Source organism: Zhihengliuella salsuginis (assembly GCF_014651715.1).
Taxonomy (GTDB): domain Bacteria; phylum Actinomycetota; class Actinomycetes; order Actinomycetales; family Micrococcaceae; genus Zhihengliuella; species Zhihengliuella salsuginis.
Genome location: NZ_BMXK01000013.1, coordinates 1 through 22,733, shown reverse-complemented (window position 1 = coordinate 22,733; position 22,733 = coordinate 1). Strand labels below are relative to the sequence as shown.

Here is a 22,733-nt window from a genome sequence, read left to right as displayed (position 1 = left end):
CGGGTGCTCCTTCGTCGACGGTGGGTTAGTTGGCTGGCGCGGTGACGGCGGCCGGAGCGACGGCGACGATCGCGGCGGCCACGTCGGCGGCGACCTTCGGGTCGAACACGCTCGGAATGATGAAGCCGGGGTTCAGTTCGGCGTCGCTGACGCGGGAGGCGATGGCCTCGGCGGCGGCGACCAGCATCTCGTCGGTGATGTCGGACGTCTGGGCGTCCAGCAGGCCGCGGAAGACGCCGGGGAACGCCAGGACGTTGTTGATCTGGTTCGGGAAGTCGGAGCGGCCCGTGGCGACGACCGCGGCGTGCCGGCCCGCGGCGACGGGGTCGACCTCCGGGTCCGGGTTCGCCATCGCGAAGACGATCGACTTCTCCGCCATGGAGGCCACGTGCTCCTCGCCCAGGATGTCAGGGCCGGAGACGCCGATGAAGACGTCCGCTCCGACCAGGGCCTCGTGCAGGCTGCCGGTGAAGCCGTCCGGGTTGGTGTTCTCGGCGATCCAGACGCGGTGCGCGTCGGTGTACTCCGTCCCGCGGGCGATCGCGCCGTTGCGGCCGCACGCGACGATGTTGGTTGCGCCGCTGGCCTGCAGCAGGCCGATGATGGCGTGGCCGGCTGCACCGACGCCGGAGACGACGATCTTCACGTCCTCGATCTTCTTCTCGACGACCTTGAGCGCGTTGACGAGGGCGGCGAGCGTGACGATCGCCGTGCCGTGCTGGTCGTCGTGGAATACGGGGATGTCGAGCTCGTCGCGGAGGCGGCGCTCGATCTCGAAGCAGCGCGGCGCGGCGATGTCCTCGAGGTTCACTCCCCCGTAGACGGGCGCGATCGCCTTGACGACGGCGATGATCTCCTCGGTGTCCTGGGTGTCGAGGCAGACGGGCCACGCGTCGACGTCGGCGAACTGCTTGAAGAGGGCGGCCTTGCCCTCCATGACCGGCAGCGAGGCCTCGGGGCCGATGTTGCCGAGCCCGAGCACGGCCGAGCCGTCGGAGACGACGGCGATGGTGTTGCGCTTGACGGTCAGGCGGCGCGCGTCGTCCTTGTTCGCGGCGATGGCCTGGCAGACGCGGGCGACGCCCGGCGTGTAGGCGCGGGAGAGGTCGTCGCGGTTGCGCAGCGCCACCTTGGGGTTGATCTCGAGCTTGCCGCCGAGGTGCATCAGGAAGGTGCGGTCGGAGACCTTGCGGACGGTGACGCCTTCGAGGTCGTCGAGGGCTCCGTGGATCTGCTCGGCATGGGAGGTGTCCGTGGTGTTGCAGCTGACGTCCACGACGACGTTCTCGTGGCCGGACTCGACGACGTCGAGGGCCGTGACCGAGCCGCCGGCGGCGCCGACTGCGGCCGCGAGCTCGCTCGTGGCGGTGATGGTGGCTGGGGCTTCGACGCGGATCGTCAGCGAGTAGCCGGGGCTGGGTGCTCCCATGTTCCGTACCTCCTTGTAGGCCTCGTCGTGCAAGGCGACGGGTGGCAATGCTTCGATTGCCGAGAAATTCTTTCCGTATAGTGGATACTATGATTTACATCATGGAAGTTCAAGGGCCTGCCCTCAATTTCCTGCGATTAAATTTCGTTGGGCGGAAAAACCGTTCGGCGATGCGATAGCCTGACGATGGGCCCACCGGCCCCGCGAGATCGAGAACGCCACCACCGCGCGAGGAGTGCACATGACCGCCAAGACCAGTTCCGGCGTCCAGTCCGTCGAGCGCGCCTTCGACCTGCTCGAGCTCATCGCGCGCGCCGGCGGCGAGTGCACGCTGAGCGAGCTGGCGGAGCAGACCCCGCTGCCGCTTCCGACGATCCACCGCCTGCTGCGCACGCTCGTCGGCATCGGCCACGTGCGCCAGCTGCCCAACCGCCGCTACGCGCTGGGCCCGCGGCTCATCCGCCTCGGCGAGGTCGCAAACCGCCAGCTCGGCGCCCTCGCGGGCCCCGTGCTGCGCTCGCTCGTCGAGGAGCTCGGGGAATCCGCGAACCTCGCGGTGCTCGACGGCGACATGGTCACCTACACGGGCCAGGTCCCCTCGCCGCACAGCATGCGCATGAACACGGAGGTCGGCCGCCGCGCCAACCTGCACGACTCCGGCGTCGGAAAGGCCATCCTCGCCGTCCTCGACGACGAGCGGATCACCCGCCTGGTCCTGCAGGCCGGGATGCCGGCCGCCACGGAGCACTCGATCGCCACGCTGCCCGACCTGATGGCGGAGGTGGAGCGCATCCGCGAGCAGGGCTACGCCGTGGACGAGGAGGAGCAGGAGATCGGCGTCCGCTGCTTCGCGATGTCGGTGCCCGGCGCCCCGACGCCCATGGCCCTCTCCATCTCCGGTCCGGTCTCCCGCGTCGGCGAGGACTTCGCCGTCCAGGCCGTCGCCGCGCTCAAGCGCGCCACGGGGACGATCTCCGAGGCCCTGACGGGCACTACCGCCTGACGCGTCCGGCTGCGCGCCGCCCGGCCCGCAGCGGACCGGCACCAGCCCGGCTGACGCACGGATGGCCCGGCCCTCCACGTGGAGGGCCGGGCCGTCCACCAACGGCACGGTCACCGTCTCAGCCGGTCACGCCCGCCGGCCGGGGGCCGGTCCGGCGTGGTCGTCGACTGCCTCGAGGACCTCGCGGCGGTCGACGCCCTCGGGCAGCTCCGGCTCGACCCCCGCCTTGTCGCAGGCCTTGAGGTGCTCGGCCAGCGCCACCGTGAACTGCTCGGCGGTTACCACCGGCACCTCGTCGCCCTTGGCGTCGATCAGCTTGCCGGCCTCGTAGTGGTCGCCCTCGCGCAGGCTGCGCACCTCCTCGGTCTTGACCATGCGCGGCGGTGCCGCGTGGAAAACCGATCCGCCCTTGGAGTTGCCGGCCTTGATCTCGTTGAAGACGATGTTCAGGGCCACGGCCATGACGGCCGCCGAACTGATGCCCGAGTGGAAGATCGTCCCGATCCACGCGGGGAAGTTCTCGTAGAAGCCCTCCGCCACCACGGGGATCATGCCGAAGGCGATGGACGCCGCGACGATGATCAGGTTCTGCCCGCTGTACTGGACCTTGGAGAGCGTCCGGATCCCGGAGGCGGCCACCGTGCCGAAGAGCACGATACCGGCACCGCCCAGGACGGGCAGCGGGATGGCCGCGACGACGCGGCCCAGGATCGGCAGCAGGCCGAGGACCAGCAGGATGCCGCCGCCGGCCGTGACCACGAACCGGCTCTTCACGCCCGTGATGGCCACGAGACCCACGTTCTGCGCGAACGCGCTCTGGGTGAACGTGTTGAAGACGGGCGCCGCGATCGAGGAGATCATGTCCGCGCGCAGGCCGTTGGCGATGCGCTTGGAGTCGACGCGGGTCTTGGCGATCTCGCCGACGGCCAGGATGTCCGCCGTCGTCTCCGTCAGGATGACCAGCACGACGATGACCATCGAGATGATCGCGCCGGCCTGGAAGGTCGGCGCCCCGAACGCGAACGGCTGCGGCAGGGCGAAGATCGCCCCGTCGCCCACCTGGGAGAAGTCCGCGATGCCGAGCGCCCACGCGACCAGCGTCCCGATGACGATCGCAAGCAGGATCGACAGGCGCGAGATCGCCGCGTTGCCGACCTTGCTCAGCGCGAGCACGATCACGAGCGTCATGGCGGCGAGCCCGATGTTCTCCAGGCTCGCGTAGTCCGCGGCCGACTCGTCGCCGCCCATGGACCAGTCCGCCGCCACGGGCGTCAGCGACAGGCCGATCATCGTGATCACCACGCCCGTCACGACGGGCGGGAAGAACCGGATGACGCGGGCGAAGAACGGGGCGATCAGGAAGCCGATGACGGCCGCCACCAGGACCGCGCCGAACACCGCCTGGATGCCCCCGCCGTCCTGGGAAATGGCCACGAGCGTGGCGACGGACGCGAAGGACGTTCCCTGCACGAGCGGCAGCTGGGCCCCGAAGAACGGGACGCCGACTGTCTGCAGGATCGTGGCCAGACCGCCGACGAACAGGCAGCAGGAGACCAGGACCGCCTGCTCGGCGACGCCCAGCCCGGCGGCCGCACCGATGATCAGCGGCGGCGCGATGATGCCGCCGTACATGGTGAGGACGTGCTGCAGCCCGTAGGCGAACGTCCGCCCGATCGGGAGGCGCTCGTCCTCCGGCCGCAGTGTTTTCGTGGTGCGTGGACCTGCCACAGCTGACCTCCTTGTCAGACTTTTTCCGGGGCGCATGCTCAGCAGAACCCGGACGAGTTCTCCCAGATCGGGTGCGTGTCCGGGACACCGTCCCGCTTGATGGCGGCCTCGATCAGCCCGTAGGGACGGTCGGCGGCGAAGAAGACCTCGTTGGGGTTGTCCTGCCCGAACGGCGCGAGGTCCACGAGGAAGTGGTGGTTGTTCGGCAGGCTCATGCGGATCTCGTCGATCTCCGGGTGGGCCTCGAGCACGGCCTGGCCCATCTGGAACATCGACTGCTGCAGCGCGAGCGAGTGGGTCGTCGCGAAGGCGCCGAGCAGCAGCCGCCGCGCCGAGGTGTAGACGGCGTCGAAGTCGATGCCCCCGGAGGCGATCGCGTCGGCGCTGTACCGCCAGCGGGCGGTGACGTCGGTGGCGAGGATCCGGTCGGTGGTCTCCTGCAGGGTGGTGTACTGATCGCGCGGAAAGCCGTGGAATTCGCTGCCCGTGGATTTGAGGACGGTGAGGCCCTCGATGCCGGCGACGATGCTCTTCTTCCCGTCGGCGATCTCCAGGATGGCCGTGCGGATCTCGGACTTGTTGGCCGAGAACGCGTGGTCGTGGTCCTCGATCCGGTCCCAGAAGTACTGCTGGCCGGCCCAGCGGCCGCCCGTGACCCAGTCGAAGTCGGAGGTGAAGTGGTCTCCGAGCCGGGCGAGGAAGCCCTCCAGGGTGCCGACGCCGTCGCGGGCGAACGAGTACACGGTGTTCTTCTGGGTGTCCGTGGCGACGACGGCGGCGTTGTCGCCGTCGGTGTGCGCGGCGGTGAAGTCGCCGTGCAGCTGCGAGGTGATGCTCAGGTCCTCGATCTGGTGGCGCGCGGTGTCGCGGGTGATCTTGACGAGGCGGACCTCGGCCTTGCCGTACTGGTTGCGGCCCAGCACGATCTTCGTGGCCTTGGCGGTCTCCGGTGCTGTCAGGGTCATGTCTAGCTCCCTCGGTAGGTTGAATAGGCGAATGGGCTGATGAGAAGGGGGACGTGGTAGTGGGATCCGGGGTCCGAGACGCGGAAGGCGATGACGACCTCCGGGAAGAAGGAGTCGCTCCCCTGCGCGGCGAAGTAGTCGCCGGTGGTGAAGGTGATGCGGTAGGTCCCGGGCTCCACGGCGGGCGGGCTCAGGTCGGAGATCCGGCCGTCGTCGTCGGTGGTGCCGGTGCCGATCTGCCGCCACCCGTCGGGCGCGTGCGCCTCGAGTGTCGCGGCGATCCCGGCGGCCGGCCGGCCGGCGGCGGTGTCGAGGACGTGGGTGGTGATGTGGCTGGTGTGTCCACTGGCGTTCATCGAATGTCTCCTCTGCGCTTCTGGTGGGGACCCCGTACTCGGGCGGGGGCTCTGGTGCGGGTACGACGACGGCGGCCGCCGCACCCGGTGCGGCCTGCGGTTCGTCAGGGGTGCTTGGCGGGGGCCGCGGCGGGCGCGGCGACGGCGTCGCGCAGGCGCAGCAGGGCGATCTGCCGGAGCTGGCCGGCGGTCTCGTCTGCCTCCCGGGCCGCGGTGTTCTCCAGGCGGCGGGTCGCCTCGGACAGGATCTCCTCGGCGCTGCGCCCGGCGGCGCGGATCAGGAAGACGCGCCCGAAGCGCTGCTCGTAGGCCCGGTTCGCGTCGACGAGCCGCGCGGCGGTGTCGGCGGCCGGGTCGAGGCCGGCCTGCTCGCCGCGGCTGAGTTCCGCTTCGGCTCCCGGCCCCTCGGCGCGTTCGCCGATCCTCGGATGGTGGGCCAGGGCGGCGGTGACCTCTGCGTTCGTGAAGGGGTTTGCGGCCGCCTCGGCGGCGGCGGTGAGCGCGGCCTGGTCGGCGTAGGGGCGGCCGGCCGTCAGGTCGTCGATCCAGCGGTCGATGTCGAGGCACGGGCGCAATGCCGTGCGTGCCTCGTCGGCCGGCAGCGAATTGAAGATGCTCAGATCCATCGGGGGTTCAGCTTCTTTCGTCGTCTAGACAACGTCCACCTCAGCGCTGAACACCCTTGACCATTGGCGGGGCCGGGACCCGGCGGGCGGACCCGCACCAACTTGATTCGATGTTTCTGTATGGTGGAACTTCTCTTCCGCCACTAATGTAACGCCGCTCACATCCGGCCTGTCAACCCCCTGGTGGAAATTCCGCGGAAGTCCTTCGATCCCACGCGACCCCTTGCCAGCATGGCCGCCGGGCCCGCATACTGTTTTCAAGATTCAGAAATCTAATTCCACATCATGGAATGCAGGAGCCGCTTTCGACCTCGAGGAGTCACCATGACCGCCAGCACCGGACCCCGCACCCCCGACCACTCCGCGCCCGGCACCGCGCACCCGGCGGCGAAGAGGGCGGGCGCCGGCGCGCCGACGTCGTTCTACGCGCCGGTGGGGCTGGACCCGGACTTCGTCCCGCGGGCGCACTCGGCCGGCGCGCCGCGCCGGTCGCTGTGGGGCCGTCTGACGGGCCTCCTCGCGCGCAGCTGACACCCTGCCGCACTACCGGCTGGTAACCCTTGCCACGCCCCAGCCGTGGTGCTGAACTGTGACCATGAGCACACCGGAAACGGCTACCGCCGACACCATGGTTCTGCTGGCGATCGGGACGAAGAAGGGCCTGTTCCTCGCGGCGAGCGAGGACCGCGTCAACTGGACCCTGTCCGATCCGCACTTCCTCATCCTCGAGGCCTCCTCCGTCGCGATCGACACCCGCAACGGCGCACCCCGCGTCCTCGCCGGCCTGCTGGACTGGCACTGGGGCCCGACCGTCGTGACGAGCGACGACCTCGGCGCCACCTGGTCCGACCCGGAGCAGGGCGCGATCAAGTTCCCGGAGGACACCGGCGCCGCGCTCGAGCGCGTCTGGCACCTGCGGCCCGACGCGGCCTCCCGGCCCGGCGTCGTGTGGGCGGGCGCCGAACCGCACTCGCTGTGGCGATCGGAGGACGGCGGCTCCACGTTCGAGCTCAACCGCGGCCTGTGGGACCACCCGCAGCGGAAGAGCTGGCAGCCCGGCGGCGGCGGGCCCTGCCTGCACACGGTCGACCCGGATCCGGACAGCGAGCAGATCCACATCGCCGCGTCCGCGGCGGGCGTCTACCGCTCCGACGACGGCGGCGCCACCTGGGAGGCCGCGAACCGCGGCATCTCGGCCGGCTTCCTGCCCGGCGAGGAGCCCGAGTACGGCCAGTGCGTGCACCGGATCGCCCGCGACGCGGAGCAGCCCGGACGCCTGTACGCGCAGAACCACGGGGGCGTGTACCGCTCGGACGACGCCGGCCGGAAGTGGGTCTCGATCGCCGACGGGCTGCCGGGCGACTTCGGCTTCACCTTCCTCACGCACCCGCGCATCGGCGGCACCGGCTGGGTCATCCCGATGATCGCCGACATCGAGCGCATCCCGTCCGGCGCGCGCGTCTCCGTCTACAAGACGGCCGACGGCGGCGACACCTGGACCGAGAACCACACCGGCCTGCCGGACCAGGACTTCAACACCATCCTGCGCGACGCCTCCGCGGTCGACGACCACCCGGACTCCACGGGCGTCTACTTCGGCACCCGCGCCGGCGAGGTCTACGCGAGCGCGGACGAGGGCGCGACCTTCACGCAGGTGGCGCAGCGGCTGCCGGACGTGCTGAGCGTACGCGCCGCCGTCGTGCCGAAGACGGACCTGCCGCAGGGCTCCGAGCAGTACGTCCCGCAGTTCCCCGAGGAGTAGGGCCGTGGCAGAGGTCCTCGTCGACATCCCGCAGGTGCTCGCGCCGTCCGTGGACGGTGCCCGCGAACTGCGCGTCGAGGTGCCCGGCGGGGGCGCCGCGGTGCGCGAGGTGCTCGACGTCCTCGCCCGGGACCACCCGCGGTTCGGCCGGAAGATCCGGAACGAGCTGGGCGAGGTGCGGCGGTACGCGAACGTGTTCGTCGGGCAGGACAACATCCGCGATCTGGCCGGCCAGGACACCCCGGTCCCCGACGGAGTGCGGGTCATGATCATGCAGTCGGTCGCCGGCGGCTGACACCCTCCTTGACACGCGCGCATGCCACGCCGCAGAGTTCAAGGTACGCAACGCCGCCACCTAGAGGCCGCGAGGGGCAGGAGGCCGCCGTGATCCATCCAGAACCGCATACCGAACCGGTGATCGTCCAGATCTCGGAGGCCCGCACGGCCGTCGTGCGGGGCCGGGACGTGCCGTTCGCCGACCTGTCCCCGTTCTACGACGCCGCCTTCGACGCCCTGTCCGAGGTTCTGGCGGACCAGAACCTGACGCCCGTCGGCCCGGCCTTCGGCCTGATGACGCGCCAGCCGACCGAGACCATGGACCTCGAGGTCGGGTTCGCGATCGACCACCCGCTGGACGGGAAGCGCACGGCGGGCTCCGGCGTCGTCGTCGAACCGTCCTCGCTGCCCGAGGGCACGACGGCGGCCGCCTCCCACCTGGGGGCCTACGACGCCCTCGGCGACGCGTGGGGAACATTCATGGCCTGGATCGAGTCGCAGGGCTACGCCCCGCAGCTGCCCTTCTGGGAGGTGTACGTGACCGAGCCCAGCCCTGACGCGGACCCGGACGCCATGCGGACGGACCTGTTCGTGCCCGTCGCCAAGAACGATCCGGCCGCATGAGCGCACTGCTGCGCCTGCTGCGCGAGGACCTGAAGGCGGCGCGCGCCCAGGACCCGGCCGCACGGAACGACCTCGAGGTGGCGCTGGCCTACTCGGGCGTGCACGCGATCTGGGCCTACCGGATCGCCCACGCGCTGTGGCAGCGGCCCCCGTTCCGGCCGGCCGCCCGCCTGCTCAGCCAGCTGGCCCGCTTCGTCACCGGGGTGGAGATCCACCCGGGTGCGAGGATCGGCCGGCGCCCGTTCATCGACCACGGCTCGGAGATCGTCATCGGCGAGACCACCGTGATGGGCGACGACATCATGATGTACCAGGGCACCACGGTCGGCGGGCGCACGCTGCAGGTCCCGTTCCACCGGGAGGAGCGGCGGCACGCGATCATCGGCGACCGGGTCATGCTCGGCGCCGGCTGCCGCATCATCGGGCCGCTGACGATCGGCGACGACACCGCGATCGGTGCGAACGCCGTCGTCGTGCGGGACGTGCCCGCGGACTCGATCGCGATCGGCATGCCCGCGGTCCACCGCCACAAGGACAGCGACTACCCGCTGGACCCGCGAACCGACCTGATCGACCCGGCCGTCCTGCTCTGAGCGGACCGGAGCGCCGGGCGCAGCTCGCGACTGAGCGCGGTCGGCGGCCGGTGCGCCGCGTCCTGCACGTCGACGCGGCGGGTCCCGCACTCGACGCAGACGACGTAGAGCACCCGTCCCGACGACGTCGCGTGGCTCGATTCGACGCGCCAGCCGTGCTCGTGCGCGGCAACGGCCGGGACTGGGGCTGGGGCTGGGGCTGGGGCTGGGGCTGGGGCTGGGGCTGGGCGGACGGTGCGCTGTTCTCTGGTTCTCATGCAACCACCATGATGTAATGCCCTTATGCATCTCAACCCTTACGGCGAGTACGCGGTACTGCTCGCGGCGTCGCTGGCGAACGACTGGCCCGCGGACCGGGCGGGCATCGAGGCGCGCGCCCGCGAGTTCGGGATGACCATGGAGTTCCCCGTCGGCGCCGACGACCATGCGCGCACTCTCGAGGTGATCGGCGCGTGGCTCGAGGTCGTCGACGCGCCGGACGACCCGACGCGGGCGCGGCTGCTCAACGCCCAGATGGCCGCCGCGACGGCGTACCCGCGGCTCACGGACCACGACGGCGAGGGCTGGCACCTGCACTACCGGGACGAGGAGCAGTCGCTGCCGCACGTGCTGCGCGCGGTGATCGGCGTCGGCACGGCCCTGCACCTGACGACGCGCGGGATGAACCGGCTCTCGCGCTGCGCGGCCGGCGAGACTCCGGGCGACGGGTGCGCGAACGTCGTCGTCGACGTCACCCGCAACGGCCGTCAGCGCTACTGCTCGGTGCGCTGCGCCAACCGGGCCGCGGTCCGCCGCCACCGGGCCCGCGGCGGGTAGCCGAGGCCTCCGGTCAGCCCAGCAGCCGCTCCAGCGTGCTGACCACGCCGTTCTCCGCGTTCGAGGGCGCCCAGTGCCGGGCGGCCGCCAGGATGTCCGGGTGGGCGTTGGCCATGGCGTAGGAGTGCTCCGCCCGGCTCATCATCTCGAGGTCGTTGAGGTAGTCGCCGAAGACCACGGTCTGGGCCGGCGTGACGCCGAGCGCGGCCTGCAGGTCGTCGAGAGCGAGACCCTTGTTCACGTCGGGCCGCATGATGTCGACCCACTGGGGACCGGAGACCACCACCCGGTTCCCGGGGGCGATCGCCTCCAGCGCGGGGGCCACGCGCTGGGCGTGACGCTTCAGGTCGAAGACGGCGATCTTCAGGATCTCGTCCTCGACCGCCAGCAGGTCGGGGACCTCGCTCAGCTGCGCGTAGTACGTGTTCGCCTGGTCGACGAAGACCGGCTCGATCCGCTCGATGTAGGCCGAGGACTTCCCGCACAGCACGATCCCGAGATCGTACTCCTCCGGCGGCAGGGCCCGGATCTGCCCGATGATGCCGCGGGCCGAGCCGGCGTCCAGCGTGCGGGAGGCGACCTCGACGCCGTCGCGCATGACCAGGCCCCCGTTCTCGGCGATGATCGCGAGCCCCTCGCCCGCGAAGTCGCGGGCCAGGGTCGCGTACTGGCGCCCCGAGGCCGGAACGAACGTCACGGAGGCGGCGCGCATCCGCTCCAGGACCGGCCAGAACGACGCCGGCACGGCGCCGTCCGCGTCCAGCAGCGTCCCATCCATGTCGGTGACGACGAGTCGGATGTCGCCCGCTCCCGGGGCGGGCACTACATCCCGCCTTCGGCGGCCATGTTCGAGAACCTCGAGTAGTGGCCCTGGAAGGCCACGGTGATGGTCTTGGTGGGACCGTTACGGTGTTTGGCGACGATGACGTCGGCCTCGCCGGCGCGCGGGGACTCCTTGTCGTAGATGTCCTCGCGGTGCAGGAGGATGACCATGTCGGCGTCCTGCTCGATCGAGCCGGACTCGCGGAGGTCCGAGACCATCGGCTTCTTGTCCGTGCGCTGCTCCGAGCCGCGGTTCAGCTGCGAGAGTGCGATCACGGGGACGTCGAGCTCCTTGGCGAGCAGCTTGAGGGCACGGGAGAACTCGGAGACCTCCTGCTGGCGGGACTCGACGCGCTTGCCGGAGCTCATCAGCTGCAGGTAGTCGAGGACCACCATCTTCAGGTCGTGCTTCTGCTTCAGGCGGCGGCACTTGGCGCGGATCTCCATGAGCGACATGTTCGGCGAATCGTCGATGTAGAGCGGCGCGTCGTTCAGGCGGCCCATCGTGGTGGCGATCTTTCCCCACTGGTCGTCCTTCACGGTTCCCTTGCGCAGGTCCTGCAGGCCGATCGACGCCTCGGCCGAGAGGAGGCGCATCGCGATCTCGTTGCGGCCCATTTCCAGGGAGAAGAAGACCGTGGTCATGTTGTTCGCGATCGCCGCTGACCGGGCGAAGTCCAGGGCGAACGTCGACTTGCCGACCGCGGGACGGGCGGCGATGACGACCATCTGGCCGCCGTGCAGGCCCTGCGTGAGCTCGTCGAACTCGTAGAAGCCGGTGGGGACGCCGATGATGCCCTCGCCGCGGCTGCCGGCCGACTCGATCTCGTCGACCGTGCCCTCGATGATGTCGCGCAGGGCCACGTAGTCCTCGCCGCCGCGGCGCTCGGCCACCGTCATGACCTCCGCCTGCGCGGTGTTGACGATGTCGTCGACCTCGCCGTCCTGCGAGTAGCCGAGCTGGACGATCTTGGTTCCGGCGTCCACGAGGCGGCGGAGCACGCCGCGCTCGCGCACGATCTCGGCGTAGAAGCCGGCGTTCGCGGCCGTCGGGACCGACTGGATCAGGGTGTGCAGGTAGGCGGGGCCGCCGACGCGGGAGATGTCGCCGCGCTTGGTCAGCAGGTCGGCCACCGTCACGGCGTCGGCGGGTTCGCCGCGGCCGTAGAGGTCGATGATCGCCTCGTAGACGAGCTCGTGCGACGGGCGGTAGAAGTCCGGACCGCGCAGGACCTCCACGCAGTCGGCGATGGCGTCCTTGGAGAGCATCATCCCGCCCAGGACGGACTGCTCGGCCACGACGTCCTGCGGCGGGGTGCGCCCCACGTCGGAGGAGCTGGACCGGTCGATATCCGAGTGAGTCAGAGTCACTGCATTCCTTTCGCCACCGAACGCCGTATGGCGCCGCCATCCACCCATGATCCGCCGTCGCACCCGCAGATTGGGCTTCGCGCGGCATGCGCGCGCGTACGGATCGCCACAGGGGGGATGTTGAAACCATAGACCCTGTTTATCCCCACTCCTATCAAGTTATCCACAGGTACTGTGGAGAAGTTGTGGGCGATTGTGCACATGCTGGGGACAGCGCTGTGGACGGGGGATTATTTTTGAGAGTTATTTGGCTCTGACTAGGAACGATATTGGTTCACGGGTGTGGACGAAAAGTTTTTTGCCCCCAACCTTCAACCACTCACTGCGGGTTCGGGGCAGCGGGCGCGGGGGTGAGGGGAAACTTATCCACAGGTTTGGGGCACTTACCCACAGACACGCCCGACATGGCCGGAGGACGCCTCCGCAAGGGGCGTCGCGACGTCCGAGGTCAGAGCCTGTCGAGACCACAGTTGAACTGTTAGAGTCCGCGTATGAATGCAGATAAGACGATTTGCGGACTGGACCCGTCGTCCGAGTTCGTCCACCTCGCCGCCGAGGTCTTCGGGATCCTCTCGGACCCGACGCGCATCCGGATCGTCCTGGCCCTGCGGGCCGCGTCCGAGCTCTCGGTCAACGCGATCGCGGACGCCGTGGGCAAGAGCCCGTCGGGGGTCTCCCAGCATCTGGCACGACTGCGCATGGCGCGCATGGTCACGACCCGCCAAGAGGGCACCCGGGTCCTCTACCGACTGGCCGACGAGCACGCGTCGGCCCTCGTTTCCGAGGCCATCAAGCAGGCCGAGCACTCGGTTGCCGGCGGGCAGACCCCTCGCCACCACCACGGGCCTCAAGGCTGACGCCATGCTCGCGGTCCTGGGCAACGGCGTCTACGCACGGCTCTTCGGCGCCCAGCTCATCGCGCTGCTCGGAACGGGCCTGCTGACGGTCGCCCTGGGCCTGCTGGCCTTCGACGTGGCCGGAGGGAGCGCCGGCGTCGTCCTGGGCACGGCCATGACGATCAAGATGGTCGCCTACGTCGCCGTCGCGCCCGTCATCGGCGCCCTGACCGCCCGGGTGGCCCGCAAACGCCTGCTGATCTGCGCCGACGTCGTCCGCGCGCTCATCGCGCTCTGCCTGCCGTTGGTGGGCGAGGCGTGGCAGATCTACGTCCTGATCTTCCTGCTGCAGTCGGCTTCGGCGACCTTCACCCCCGCGTTCCAGGCGGTCATCCCCTCCGTCCTGCCGGACGAACGCCACTACACGCGGGCGCTCTCGCTCTCCCGGCTCGCCTACGATCTGGAGTCCCTGCTCAGCCCCGTGATCGCAGCCCTCCTGTTGACGGTGACGAGCTACAACGACCTGTTCCTGGGCACCGTCGCGGGGTTCGCGGGCTCGGCCCTCCTTGTTGCGGCGACCCGGTTCCCGACTATCGCCCCGGCGGGCGGTTCGGGCTTCCTCGACCGCGTGAGCCGGGGTGCGCGCGAATTCGTCGCGCGCCGCGAGTTGCGGAGCCTCCTGGCCCTCGATCTGGTCGTCGCGAGCGGCACGGCCATGGTCGTGGTGAACACCGTGGTCCTCGTCCGGGGCGACCTCGACCGTTCACAACCCGACGTCGCGCTGCTGCTGGCCGCCACCGGAGCCGGGTCGATGGTCGTCGCCCTCGCCATGCCACGCCTGCTCGACTCCGTCCCGGACCGGTTCCCCATGCTCGCCGGTGCGACCGCCCTGCCGGTCGCACTCGCCGCCGCTGCGGCCGTCATCGCCTGGGGTTCCGGACCGGCTCAGTGGGCCGGGCTGCTGGGACTGTGGTTCGCCGCAGGCGCTGCAGCGTCGGCCGTCCTCACGCCGTCGGCCCGGCTACTGACGCGCAACAGCGGCCCGGACACGCGGGCGCCGGTCTTCGCCGCCCAGTTCTCCCTGTCCCACGCCTGCTTCCTGCTGACCTATCCGGCGGCCGGGGTGATCGGCGCAGTGCACGGCCTGGCGGCCGCCGCCGCGGCCCTGGCCGTGGTCGGGACCGTCGGCGCCGTGCTGGCGTTCGGGTCGTGGCGGATGCCGCTCCCGACAAAGCCCGCGTCCCGCCAACGTGATACCTCAGGCTGATGCGCCGGACCGTGTCCGGGACGTAGATTGGATGCACGGGCGCGGTGCGCGTCCGTGCACGGGCACGCGGAAGGGAACGGTTGGCATGTTCGGAATCACGGTCGTCGAAGCGATCATCTTCCTGGCCGTCGTCGGCATCGTCGTCGGCGTCCTCTGGGCCATCTTCGTCTCCCGCCCCAAGACGGCCGTCAGCGTCGAGGAGCAGTACATCGAGCGCCTCAACGCGCAGTGGGCGAAGCAGCGGCACGAGGAAACGCAGAAGGCCGAGCGGATCCGCCGCGAGACGGAGCAGCGCCTGCCCACGAGCGGCAGCACGCCGATCGCGACCGTCAGCGACCCCACGGCGTCCGCCGGCCCGTCGATGATGAACCCGTCCGGAACGGCGCGGGGCGCCGCGGAGGCCGATCCCGACTACCAGGCGGTCCTCGCCCTGGTGCAGCAGGGAAAGGTCGTCCAAGCGGTCCGGAAGGTCCGCCAGGACACGGGCATCGGGCTCGCCGACGCGAAGAAGTTCATCGACCAGATGGCCGGCCGGCGCTAGACGAGCTCCGGCGCCGAGAGCGTCGCGAACGTGGAGTTGTGGAAGACGAGCGGGTCGTTGGCCCCGCCGTGCGTCGCATGCGCGTGAACGCGCAGCAGCACCACGTAGTGGTCGCCGGCCTCGACCTCGTTCTCGACACTGGTCTCCAGCCACAGGGCGGCGTCCTGGAGGAACAGGGCCCCCGCATCGGTCGAGTCCAGGCGCAGCCCCGCGAAGCGGTCCCCGTCGCGCGAGGCGATCTGCCGGCACACGCTCTGGTGTGCCTCGGCGAGGATCGAGACGCCGATCCGCCCGCCCCGCTTCACCTTCGGCCAGGTCCGCGACGTCTTCTGCACGGCGAACATCACCAGGGGCGGGTCCAGGGAGACGCCCACCGTGAACGAGGACGCGACGATGCCCTCGGGCTGCCCGTCGACGATCGTGCACAGTGCCGCGAGTCCGGACGGATGCTGGGCGAAGGCCCCGCGGAGGGCGTCGGTCGAGAGGTCCCGGGAGAGTTGCGATTCCGATGCGGTCATGGCCACCACCTGTCTCAAGGGCGCCCGATTCGCCTGTTGGGGGCGGACCGCGCGCGGTACTTGTCCAGCCGGGTTGTCCGGCGGACCGAATCGTCACCTGGAGCACCCCACTACCGTGAGAGGGTTGCCGTTCAACGAGCCAGGGCTTCGCGTTGAATCTCTTGATTCCTTCTCCACGTTACGAACCGTGGCGTCCTCCGCACAAGGTGAGACGAAACATTTCGCAAGGTGGGAGCGCGCGGGCCGGCGCCGGCGTCGTGCCCGGTCTTCTGCTCGGCACGACGTCGGCGCGTGCGTTAACGACGCGAGGCCCCCACCCGTGCGGGTGGGGGCCTCGCTTCGCGCGAAGAATGCGTGCGGCTGACGCCGCGTACGACTACTTCTTCTTGGCGGCCGCGACGACCTGCAACGTGATGGTTGCGGAGACGTCCTCGTGCAGACGCACGGTGGCCTCGTAGTTGCCGGTGGTCTTGATGTGCTCCGGCAGTTCGACCTTGCGCTTGTCGACGGTGCCGAGGCCTGCGGCCTCGACGGACTTCGCGATGTCGTCGACCTTGACGGTGCCGAACAGGCGACCGGACTCACCGGTCTTCACCTGCACCTTCACCGGCTTGGAGGACAGCTTCGCAGCCAGTTCCTTGGCCTCTTCCAGCGAGGCGACGGCGCGTGCAGCACGCGCGGCCTGGATGGACTCGACCTGCTTCTCGCCACCCTTGGACCAGGTGATGGCGAATCCGCGGGGAAGAAGGTAGTTACGGGCGTAACCGTTCTTCACCTCGACGATGTCGCCAGCGGCACCGAGACCGGTCACTTCGTGGGTCAGAATGAGCTTTGCCATGTTGTTATTCCCTTCCCTTAACCGCGGCCAGCGCCGGAGTAGGGCAGCAGGGCAACTTCGCGCGCGTTCTTGATCGCGAGCGCGATCTTGCGCTGCTCCTGCACGGACACGCCGGTCACACGACGGGCGCGGATCTTTCCGCGGTCGGAGATGAACTTGCGCAGCAGGGCGACGTCCTTGTAGTCGATGACAGTGATGTCAGCGGCCTTCAAGGGGTTGGACTTTGGTTTGGGCTTGCGGATATCAGCCTTAGCCATCGTGGAGCTCCTTAGTCTTTGGAGCCCGCAGAATATTCTGCGGGATGGTGAATAGAAATATTGTTAGAAAGGCGGTTCGTCGTTCCCGGCTCCCCAGCCGCCACCGTTGTTGCCAGCGGTGGACGGAGTGGACCAGGGATCTGCGGCCGGGGCACCCCAGCCGCCGCCGGCGTTGTTGCCGCCGCCAGCGGGTGCAGCGTTGTTGCCGCCGCCGGCGGGTGCACCGGCGTTGCCGCCGCCGAAGCCGCCCTGATTGCCACCAGCGTTGTTGCGCTGGGTGCGGGTGACCTTCGCGGAGGCGTAGCGCAGGGAGGGGCCGACCTCGTCGACATCCAGCTCCATGACGGTACGCCGCTCGCCTTCCTTGGTATCAAACGAACGCGACTTCAACCGGCCCTGGGCGACGACGCGCATGCCCTTGGTCAGCGTCTCGGCGACGTTCTCGGCAGCGTCACGCCACACCGAGGAGCGCAGGAACAGCGTTTCGCCGTCCTTCCACTCGTTGGTCTGGCGATCAAACGTCCGCGGAGTCGAGGCGATGGTGAAGTTCGCCACCGCTGATCCCGACGGCGTGAAACGCAATTCCGGGTCGCCGGTAAGATTTCCGACGACCGTGATGACGGTCTCTCCTGCCATGTTCGTCTCCTGACGAGTCGGTTCGATTGATGTGCAAGCAGTTCGCGAGAACTACTTGTCGGAAACCTTCTGGTCCTCCGGGCGGGTGATCTTGGTGCGCAGGATCGTCTCGTTCAGAGACAGCTGGCGATCAAGCTCGGCAGAGGTAGCCGGGGTTGCAGTGAAGTTGACGACGGCGTAGATCGCCTCGGCCTTCTTCTGGATTTCGTAAGCCAGACGGCGGCGGCCCCAGATGTCGACGTTTTCGATGGTCCCGCCATCGTTGCGGACGACGTCCAGGAACTTGCCGAGAGTCGGCTCGACGGTACGCTCATCGACCTCGGGGTCGAGCAGCACCATGAGTTCGTAAGCACGCATGTGAACCCACCTCCTTTGGGCTAAGCGGTCACGGTCTTTCCGTAACAGGAGGTTCTTTGCGTTGGTCGTCACGCCGTCCCGGTTTTCGGGCAGGCTGAAGACAACCTCATCCATCCTACCCGATGCCCCCACCCGGTCTGCACACCCCCGGTGAGGCATCGCCCACCCTCACCGGCAGCGCAAAGAGGGTGCGCCGGGCGGGCGGATCACGGAGATCCGTACGCCCGGCGCACCCTCGATGGATGTTCCCGGTGGTGGCGCGGGGTCCGCGCCACCGGCCTACTTGACCGGCAGGTCGAGCTCCTCGCCGACGAAGATCAGGTTGGGATCGTCGACGACGTCCTGGTTGACGGCGAAGACCGCGCGCCAGTCGTCGATGCCGTGCTCCTCGGCGATGACGGCGAGCGTCTCGCCGGCGGCGACGGTGTGGTCCTCACCGGAATCCTCGGCGGCGACCTCGGCCACCTTCTGGCCGATTCCCTGCGACGCGTCGGCGGCCTTCGGAGCCTCCTGGGCCTGCGGCGCGGCCTGCTCGGCGGGAGCCTGCTCGGCCGCCCCGGTGGACTGCGTACTGGTCTCGGCAGGCGCCTCGACCTGGGCCTCGGCCTCGGCCGTGGCCTCCGTCTGCGGCGCCGGCTCCGCGTCGGCGGTGCCGGAGAGTCCCAGCTCGGCCGAGCAGGCGGGCCATGCGCCCCAGCCCTGCGTGGCCAGAACCTGCTCGGCGACGGCGATCTGCTGCGACTTGGAGGCGTCGGCCGGGTTGCCCGTGCCGCCGAAGCCCTGCCAGGTGCTCATGCTGAACTGCAGGCCGCCGTAGTAGCCGTTGCCCGTGTTGATCGACCAGTCTCCGCCGGACTCGCACTCGGCCAGCGCTTCCCAGGTGGAGGTCGAGGCGGCGCTTGCCGGTGCCGCGGCCACTCCGACTGCGGCGCCGGCGAGAACGAAGGCGGCTGCGGAACCGGCGATGCCGGCGCGGGTGAAGTGCTTGGTGTTCTTGTGCTTGCGGATCATGGATCTCCCGTGGTGCCATCCGAACGCTCAGGCCGTCCCCGACCTTCTTGCGCGCGACCGTCCGACATCGATTTCGAGTTCATGCCGGAGAGCCGCGCGGACGGTCGAAGGATGCGGGCTGCTCCGGAGTTCGGCACGGCCCATAACGGGTCGTTACCAAAACGTGACTTAATCACGATAAGGCAACGACCGGGTGCGGGCGCAACCCCGATCGGTGATTCACAGGACTTCGCCAGCACTTCGCCACCGGCGGCATAGCCTGCGCACAGGCGGGTGGGAACGGGCCGGGACGCCGCCCCGCGTCAACTGGCGAAGAGCTGGACGCCCACCCGGGCCAGGCGCCACGGGTCGGCCACGCCGCACATCTCGCGGGCGGAGTGCATCGACAGCAGCGGGATGCCCACATCGACCGTGCGCACGCCGAGCCGGGTCGCGGTCAGCGGGCCGATCGTCGAGCCGCAGGGCATGACGTTGTTGGAGACGAACTCCTGGTAGGGCACGCCGGCGCTCTCGCACAGCTGCGCCCACAGGGCCGCGCCCACGCCGTCGGTCGCGTAGCGCTGGTTCGCGTTGATCTTCAGCAGCGGACCCGCGCCGAGCAGCGGCTGGTTCGCCGGGTCGTGGCGCTCCGGGTAGTTCGGGTGGATCGCGTGCCCGGCATCCGCCGAGACGCACACCGAGTCCGCGTACGCGCGGTAGCGGTCCACGTCGCCCGCGCCGAGGCCGGCGGAGATCCGTTCGAGGACCTCCTGCAGGAACGGGCCCGCAGCGCCGGAGCGCGAGCCGGAGCCGACCTCCTCGTGGTCGAAGGCCGTCAGCATCGCGATGTGCTCGCCCCCGCCCGCGCCGGCGTGCTCGATCAGAGCCACCAGCGAGGCGTGCATCGAGGAGAGGTTGTCGAGGCGCCCCGAGGCGAAGAACGCGCCGTGGTGCCCGAACTCCGCCGGCGCCTGGGCGTCCGCGACGACGACGTCGTAGCCGCCGATCCGTCCCGCCTCCACGCCGGCCGCCTCGGCGAGCACGCCCAGCAGGTCCTCCTGCGCCGGCACCCCGGTGCCCCACACCGGGTTCATGTGGCGCTGCTTGTCCAGCGCCAGGCCCTCGTTCACCTGGCGGTCCAGGTGGATGGCCAGCTGCGGGAAGCGCAGCAGCGGGTCGGTGCGGGTGAGCACCTCGGTGCCGTCGCGCAGCACCAGGCGGCCGGCCAGCAGCAGTTCGCGGTCCAGCCACGAGTTCAGCAGCGGCCCGCCGTACACCTCGACGCCGGCCTGCAGCCAGCCGTGGGCGCCGGTGGTCGGCTTCGGCTTGAGCTTGAACGACGGCGAATCCGTGTGCGATCCGAGCATGTGGAACCCGGTCTGCGCGCCGGCGCCCTCCGGCACGACCCACGCGATGACCGCGCCGTCGCGGACCACGTAGTAGGCCCCGGGGCCCGACGCCCAGTCGGCACCCTCGTCGAGGCCGGTGAAGCCGGCCTCCTCCAGGCGGCGGGCGGCCTCCGCTGCGGCGTGGTAGCTCGACGGCGAGGCCGAGACGAACGCCCCCAGATCGCGCGCGTGCTCGCGCGCCTCGTCCGTGATCTCCTGCGCCGCACGCGAGGTGCTCATCTCTGCCAACCCGGCCTCCGTCGTCGTGGTGTCCGCCCGGTGCGGACGCTGTTGGTGTGCTTCGGTAACGATCCTAGCGGCGTTCAGGCACCCTGCCGATAGCGGGCGTACCCCATGAACGCGAGGCCCAGCACGATCGAACCCCAGCCGGGCACCGGCCACTGCGGCACGGCCAGCAGGAACGCGCCGGCGACGAGCAGCAGAACCGCGATCATGAACCACGGGCTGCGCAGGAATTCGATGTTCATCCGCACCATCCCATCAGTAGTCCAGCCCCTGGCTGGGGATGACGAGGCCCGTCTCGTACGCGTACACGACCGCCTGCACGCGGTCGCGCAGGTGCAGCTTCGTCAGGATGCGGCGCACGTGCGTCTTCACGGTCGCCTCGGACAGGAAGAACCTGTGCGCGATCTCCGCGTTCGAGAGCCCCTCGGCCATCGCGCCCAGCACCTCGCGCTCGCGCGGCGTCAGGTCCTGCAGCAGCGGATCCTCCGCCTTCTCGCCCCCGGACGACGGCGGCGCCCCGCCCGGCGCCGACGGCCCGCCGTCCCCGGTGCGCACGTAGGTCTCCAGGAGGCGCTGGGTGACGCGCGGTGCGACGACGGCGTCGCCGCTGGCCACCAGCTGCACGGCGTGCACGAGCTCCTCCGGCGCGACGTCCTTGAGCAGGAACGCGGAGGCGCCGGCGCGCAGGCCGTCGAACGCGTACTCGTCCAGGTCGAACGTGGTCAGGATGATCACGCGGGTGTCCGGGTGCTCCTCCGCGATCCGGCGGGTCGCCGCGATCCCGTCCATGCGCGGCATGCGCACGTCCATCAGCACGACGTCGGGCTGCAGCCGCTCGACCTGCTCGATCGCCTCGATCCCGTCGGACGCCTCGCCGGCGACCTCCATGGACTCCTCGGCCTCGAGGATCAGCGAGAACCCCATGCGCAGCAGCGGCTGGTCGTCCACCAGCAGTACGGATATCTTCCCGGTCATCCGGTCCCCTCCCCCGTCTCCTTCTCGATCTTCCCACTCCCGGCCGCCTCCGGCGCGGAGGACGCCGTTGCGCCGGCCTCCCCCGCCGGGCAGGTCCGGCCGTTGATGCTCAGCCGCGCGTCGACGACCCACCCGCCCGTCGGCAGGGGGCCGACGGAGAGCTCGCCGTCGTAGATCGCCACGCGCTCGGCGATGCCCTTGAGCCCCTGCCCGCTGCCCACCGGGGCTCCGGATGCCCCGGTGCCCCGGCCGTCGTCGGCGATGCGGACGGCGACCTCGCCGGCCGCGACCGTGCAGTCTACGTCCACCCGGCGCACCTCGCGCCCGTAGCGCAGCACGTTGGTCAGCGACTCCTGGATGATCCGGTAGACGGTCAGGCGCAGGCCGGCGTCCTCGGGCAGCGCCGCCCCCGTGTGGGTGTAGGTCAGGGGCAGGCCGGCGACCCGGAACCCCTCCAGCAGCTCGGTCAGCGACGAATGCGCCGGCTGGGGCGCCAGCGGCGCGTCCGATCCGTCGCGCAAGACGCCGATCACGCGCCGCATGTCGCGCAGGGCGGCCCGCCCGGTCGTCGAGAGCTCGCCCAGGACGCCCCGGGCGCGGTCCGGGTCCCGCTGCATGACGACGCCGGCGCCGTCGGACAGGGCGATCATGACGGAGAGGGAGTGCGCGACGACGTCGTGCATCTCGCGGGCGATCCGGTTGCGCTCCTCGGTCTGGGCCAGGCGCGAGACGCGCAGCCCCCAGTTCGCCAGTTCGGCCTGGTGCAGGCGGTTGCTGCGGACGGCCGAGCCGATGCCCGTGGAGATCAGGTTCGCGGCCAGCAGCAGGATGGACGCGACGACGATCGCGGCCGTCCCGTCGCCGACGCTGACGCCCGCGTGGGGCTCGTGGGGGACGCCCTGCAGGTGCGGGACCACCCAGAGCCCCATCATGAGCACCTGCGCGGCGCTCATCAGGACGGCCAGTGAGAGCATGCGGCGCGAGGAGTACTTGGTGGCCGCCGTGTAGAGCGCGAACCAGAGTCCGGTGCTCATCACCCCGTGGAAGGGGTCCACGATCATGAAGAGGAGCGTCGTGACGCCGATGATGGACAGGACCGCGAAGGGGGCCCGCCGGCGGAACCAGAGGACCACGGCGATGCCGAGGATCACGGCGACCGGCCAGGCCGAGTGGGAGTCGGCGACCATGACCAGCGCGATCGCGTTCGACAGCAGGTAGGCGGCCACGACCAGGCCGTCGCCGACACGCGGGTGCCGGTGCAGGTAGCGGCGGGCGGGCCCGCGCCGTCGTTCCGTCAGCTCGGCGAAGCTCACCCGCACCGATTCGGCGGTGCCGCGCGCGGGTTGGTGGTCCATGACACGAGCCTACCGTCAAAACACAGCGTGTTTGGAGTAAAAAGGGGCGTTTGCCGGGGCAGCCGTTCGTTTCTGCCCCGGCAAACGCGGTCTAGACGGTATGTAGTAGGGCCGGTCCATTTCGTAGGACTGGAACCTCGCGTTCAAAGGGTCTTCGT

General features: G+C 70.0%; 27 protein-coding genes and 1 riboswitch. Of the genes, 10 read left to right on the top strand and 17 right to left on the bottom strand.

Annotated features, from left to right (window positions below; all coding sequences use genetic code 11):
• Positions 1-25: 25 nt before the first annotated feature.
• Positions 26-1,429, bottom strand: a complete 1,404-nt coding sequence (locus IE069_RS13970) for an NAD-dependent malic enzyme (RefSeq protein WP_189351194.1) — start codon at positions 1,427-1,429, stop codon at positions 26-28.
• Positions 1,430-1,670: 241 nt separating this feature from the next.
• Here IE069_RS13970 and IE069_RS13965 point away from each other — a divergent pair, with 241 nt between their 5' ends.
• Complete coding sequence (locus IE069_RS13965) at positions 1,671-2,432, top strand: IclR family transcriptional regulator (protein WP_189351192.1); 762 nt, start codon at positions 1,671-1,673, stop codon at positions 2,430-2,432.
• Between the two features lie 126 nt (positions 2,433-2,558).
• Here the strand turns inward: IE069_RS13965 and IE069_RS13960 are convergent, their stop codons facing one another.
• The 4 genes from IE069_RS13960 to uraD all read right to left on the bottom strand — a co-directional run bounded on the left by IE069_RS13960 (position 2,559) and on the right by uraD (position 6,107).
• Positions 2,559-4,196 (bottom strand): nucleobase:cation symporter-2 family protein, encoded by a 1,638-nt coding sequence (locus tag IE069_RS13960; protein ID WP_189351191.1) that lies wholly within the window; start codon positions 4,194-4,196, stop codon positions 2,559-2,561.
• Positions 4,197-4,198: 2 nt separating this feature from the next.
• Positions 4,199-5,125, bottom strand: a complete 927-nt coding sequence (gene pucL / locus IE069_RS13955; protein ID WP_189351190.1) for a factor-independent urate hydroxylase — start codon at positions 5,123-5,125, stop codon at positions 4,199-4,201.
• 2 nt (positions 5,126-5,127) lie between these two features.
• Entirely contained in the window at positions 5,128-5,481 is a 354-nt protein-coding gene (gene uraH / locus IE069_RS13950) for a hydroxyisourate hydrolase (RefSeq protein WP_189351189.1), read from the bottom strand.
• A gap of 104 nt (positions 5,482-5,585) precedes the next feature.
• Positions 5,586-6,107, bottom strand: coding sequence for a 2-oxo-4-hydroxy-4-carboxy-5-ureidoimidazoline decarboxylase (gene uraD, locus IE069_RS13945; protein WP_189351188.1), 522 nt, complete (start codon positions 6,105-6,107; stop codon positions 5,586-5,588).
• A gap of 324 nt (positions 6,108-6,431) precedes the next feature.
• Here uraD and IE069_RS13940 point away from each other — a divergent pair, with 324 nt between their 5' ends.
• The 6 genes from IE069_RS13940 to IE069_RS13915 all read left to right on the top strand — a co-directional run bounded on the left by IE069_RS13940 (position 6,432) and on the right by IE069_RS13915 (position 10,178).
• On the top strand, positions 6,432-6,638 hold the full coding sequence (locus IE069_RS13940) for a hypothetical protein (protein WP_189351186.1): 207 nt from the start codon (positions 6,432-6,434) through the stop codon (positions 6,636-6,638).
• Between the two features lie 64 nt (positions 6,639-6,702).
• Complete coding sequence (locus tag IE069_RS13935) at positions 6,703-7,869, top strand: WD40/YVTN/BNR-like repeat-containing protein (RefSeq protein ID WP_189351185.1); 1,167 nt, start codon at positions 6,703-6,705, stop codon at positions 7,867-7,869.
• Between the two features lie 4 nt (positions 7,870-7,873).
• Entirely contained in the window at positions 7,874-8,164 is a 291-nt protein-coding gene (locus IE069_RS13930) for a MoaD/ThiS family protein (protein ID WP_189351184.1), read from the top strand.
• Positions 8,165-8,253: 89 nt separating this feature from the next.
• Positions 8,254-8,769 carry a GyrI-like domain-containing protein gene (locus IE069_RS13925; protein ID WP_189351182.1) on the top strand — a complete coding sequence of 172 codons (516 nt, stop codon included), beginning with the start codon at positions 8,254-8,256 and terminating at the stop codon, positions 8,767-8,769.
• Positions 8,766-9,362, top strand: coding sequence for a serine O-acetyltransferase EpsC (gene epsC, locus IE069_RS13920; RefSeq protein WP_189351181.1), 597 nt, complete (start codon positions 8,766-8,768; stop codon positions 9,360-9,362). Before IE069_RS13925 ends, epsC begins: the two co-directional genes overlap by 4 nt.
• A gap of 282 nt (positions 9,363-9,644) precedes the next feature.
• Positions 9,645-10,178, top strand: coding sequence for a CGNR zinc finger domain-containing protein (locus IE069_RS13915; RefSeq protein ID WP_189351180.1), 534 nt, complete (start codon positions 9,645-9,647; stop codon positions 10,176-10,178).
• A gap of 13 nt (positions 10,179-10,191) precedes the next feature.
• Here the strand turns inward: IE069_RS13915 and IE069_RS13910 are convergent, their stop codons facing one another.
• Positions 10,192-11,001 (bottom strand): Cof-type HAD-IIB family hydrolase, encoded by an 810-nt coding sequence (locus IE069_RS13910; RefSeq protein ID WP_229791172.1) that lies wholly within the window; start codon positions 10,999-11,001, stop codon positions 10,192-10,194.
• The gene (dnaB, locus tag IE069_RS13905; RefSeq protein WP_229791171.1) at positions 11,001-12,371 is read right to left on the bottom strand and encodes a replicative DNA helicase; all 1,371 of its coding nucleotides are present in this window, start codon (positions 12,369-12,371) and stop codon (positions 11,001-11,003) included. Before dnaB ends, IE069_RS13910 begins: the two co-directional genes overlap by 1 nt.
• A gap of 491 nt (positions 12,372-12,862) precedes the next feature.
• On the opposite strand from dnaB, the gene IE069_RS13900 reads away from it, so the two are divergent.
• The 3 genes from IE069_RS13900 to IE069_RS13890 all read left to right on the top strand — a co-directional run bounded on the left by IE069_RS13900 (position 12,863) and on the right by IE069_RS13890 (position 15,015).
• On the top strand, positions 12,863-13,228 hold the full coding sequence (locus IE069_RS13900; protein WP_189351178.1) for an ArsR/SmtB family transcription factor: 366 nt from the start codon (positions 12,863-12,865) through the stop codon (positions 13,226-13,228).
• Positions 13,229-13,232: 4 nt separating this feature from the next.
• Entirely contained in the window at positions 13,233-14,474 is a 1,242-nt protein-coding gene (locus tag IE069_RS13895; protein ID WP_189351177.1) for an MFS transporter, read from the top strand.
• 85 nt (positions 14,475-14,559) lie between these two features.
• Positions 14,560-15,015 (top strand): hypothetical protein, encoded by a 456-nt coding sequence (locus IE069_RS13890; protein WP_189351176.1) that lies wholly within the window; start codon positions 14,560-14,562, stop codon positions 15,013-15,015.
• Here the strand turns inward: IE069_RS13890 and IE069_RS13885 are convergent.
• From IE069_RS13885 to IE069_RS13840, 10 genes are all read right to left on the bottom strand, one after another.
• On the bottom strand, positions 15,012-15,533 hold the full coding sequence (locus tag IE069_RS13885) for a flavin reductase family protein (RefSeq protein WP_189351175.1): 522 nt from the start codon (positions 15,531-15,533) through the stop codon (positions 15,012-15,014). The genes IE069_RS13890 and IE069_RS13885 overlap by 4 nt on opposite strands.
• 51 nt (positions 15,534-15,584) lie before the next feature.
• Positions 15,585-15,700: riboswitch (SAM riboswitch) on the bottom strand.
• Between the two features lie 209 nt (positions 15,701-15,909).
• Positions 15,910-16,371, bottom strand: coding sequence for a 50S ribosomal protein L9 (gene rplI, locus IE069_RS13880; RefSeq protein WP_189351174.1), 462 nt, complete (start codon positions 16,369-16,371; stop codon positions 15,910-15,912).
• Between the two features lie 17 nt (positions 16,372-16,388).
• Entirely contained in the window at positions 16,389-16,628 is a 240-nt protein-coding gene (gene rpsR / locus IE069_RS13875) for a 30S ribosomal protein S18 (protein WP_189351173.1), read from the bottom strand.
• A 63-nt stretch (positions 16,629-16,691) separates the two neighbouring features.
• Positions 16,692-17,264, bottom strand: a complete 573-nt coding sequence (locus IE069_RS13870; RefSeq protein WP_189351172.1) for a single-stranded DNA-binding protein — start codon at positions 17,262-17,264, stop codon at positions 16,692-16,694.
• Positions 17,265-17,315: 51 nt separating this feature from the next.
• Positions 17,316-17,621 carry a 30S ribosomal protein S6 gene (rpsF, locus tag IE069_RS13865; protein ID WP_189351171.1) on the bottom strand — a complete coding sequence of 102 codons (306 nt, stop codon included), beginning with the start codon at positions 17,619-17,621 and terminating at the stop codon, positions 17,316-17,318.
• A 279-nt stretch (positions 17,622-17,900) separates the two neighbouring features.
• Positions 17,901-18,632, bottom strand: a complete 732-nt coding sequence (locus IE069_RS15755; protein WP_189351170.1) for a LysM peptidoglycan-binding domain-containing protein — start codon at positions 18,630-18,632, stop codon at positions 17,901-17,903.
• Positions 18,633-18,934: 302 nt separating this feature from the next.
• Positions 18,935-20,239, bottom strand: a complete 1,305-nt coding sequence (locus IE069_RS13855; RefSeq protein ID WP_189351169.1) for a M18 family aminopeptidase — start codon at positions 20,237-20,239, stop codon at positions 18,935-18,937.
• Positions 20,240-20,322: 83 nt separating this feature from the next.
• The gene (locus IE069_RS13850) at positions 20,323-20,487 is read right to left on the bottom strand and encodes a hypothetical protein (RefSeq protein WP_189351168.1); all 165 of its coding nucleotides are present in this window, start codon (positions 20,485-20,487) and stop codon (positions 20,323-20,325) included.
• A 13-nt stretch (positions 20,488-20,500) separates the two neighbouring features.
• On the bottom strand, positions 20,501-21,220 hold the full coding sequence (locus tag IE069_RS13845) for a response regulator (RefSeq protein WP_189351167.1): 720 nt from the start codon (positions 21,218-21,220) through the stop codon (positions 20,501-20,503).
• Entirely contained in the window at positions 21,217-22,575 is a 1,359-nt protein-coding gene (locus IE069_RS13840) for a sensor histidine kinase (protein WP_189351166.1), read from the bottom strand. Before IE069_RS13840 ends, IE069_RS13845 begins: the two co-directional genes overlap by 4 nt.
• Positions 22,576-22,733 lie beyond the last annotated feature (158 nt).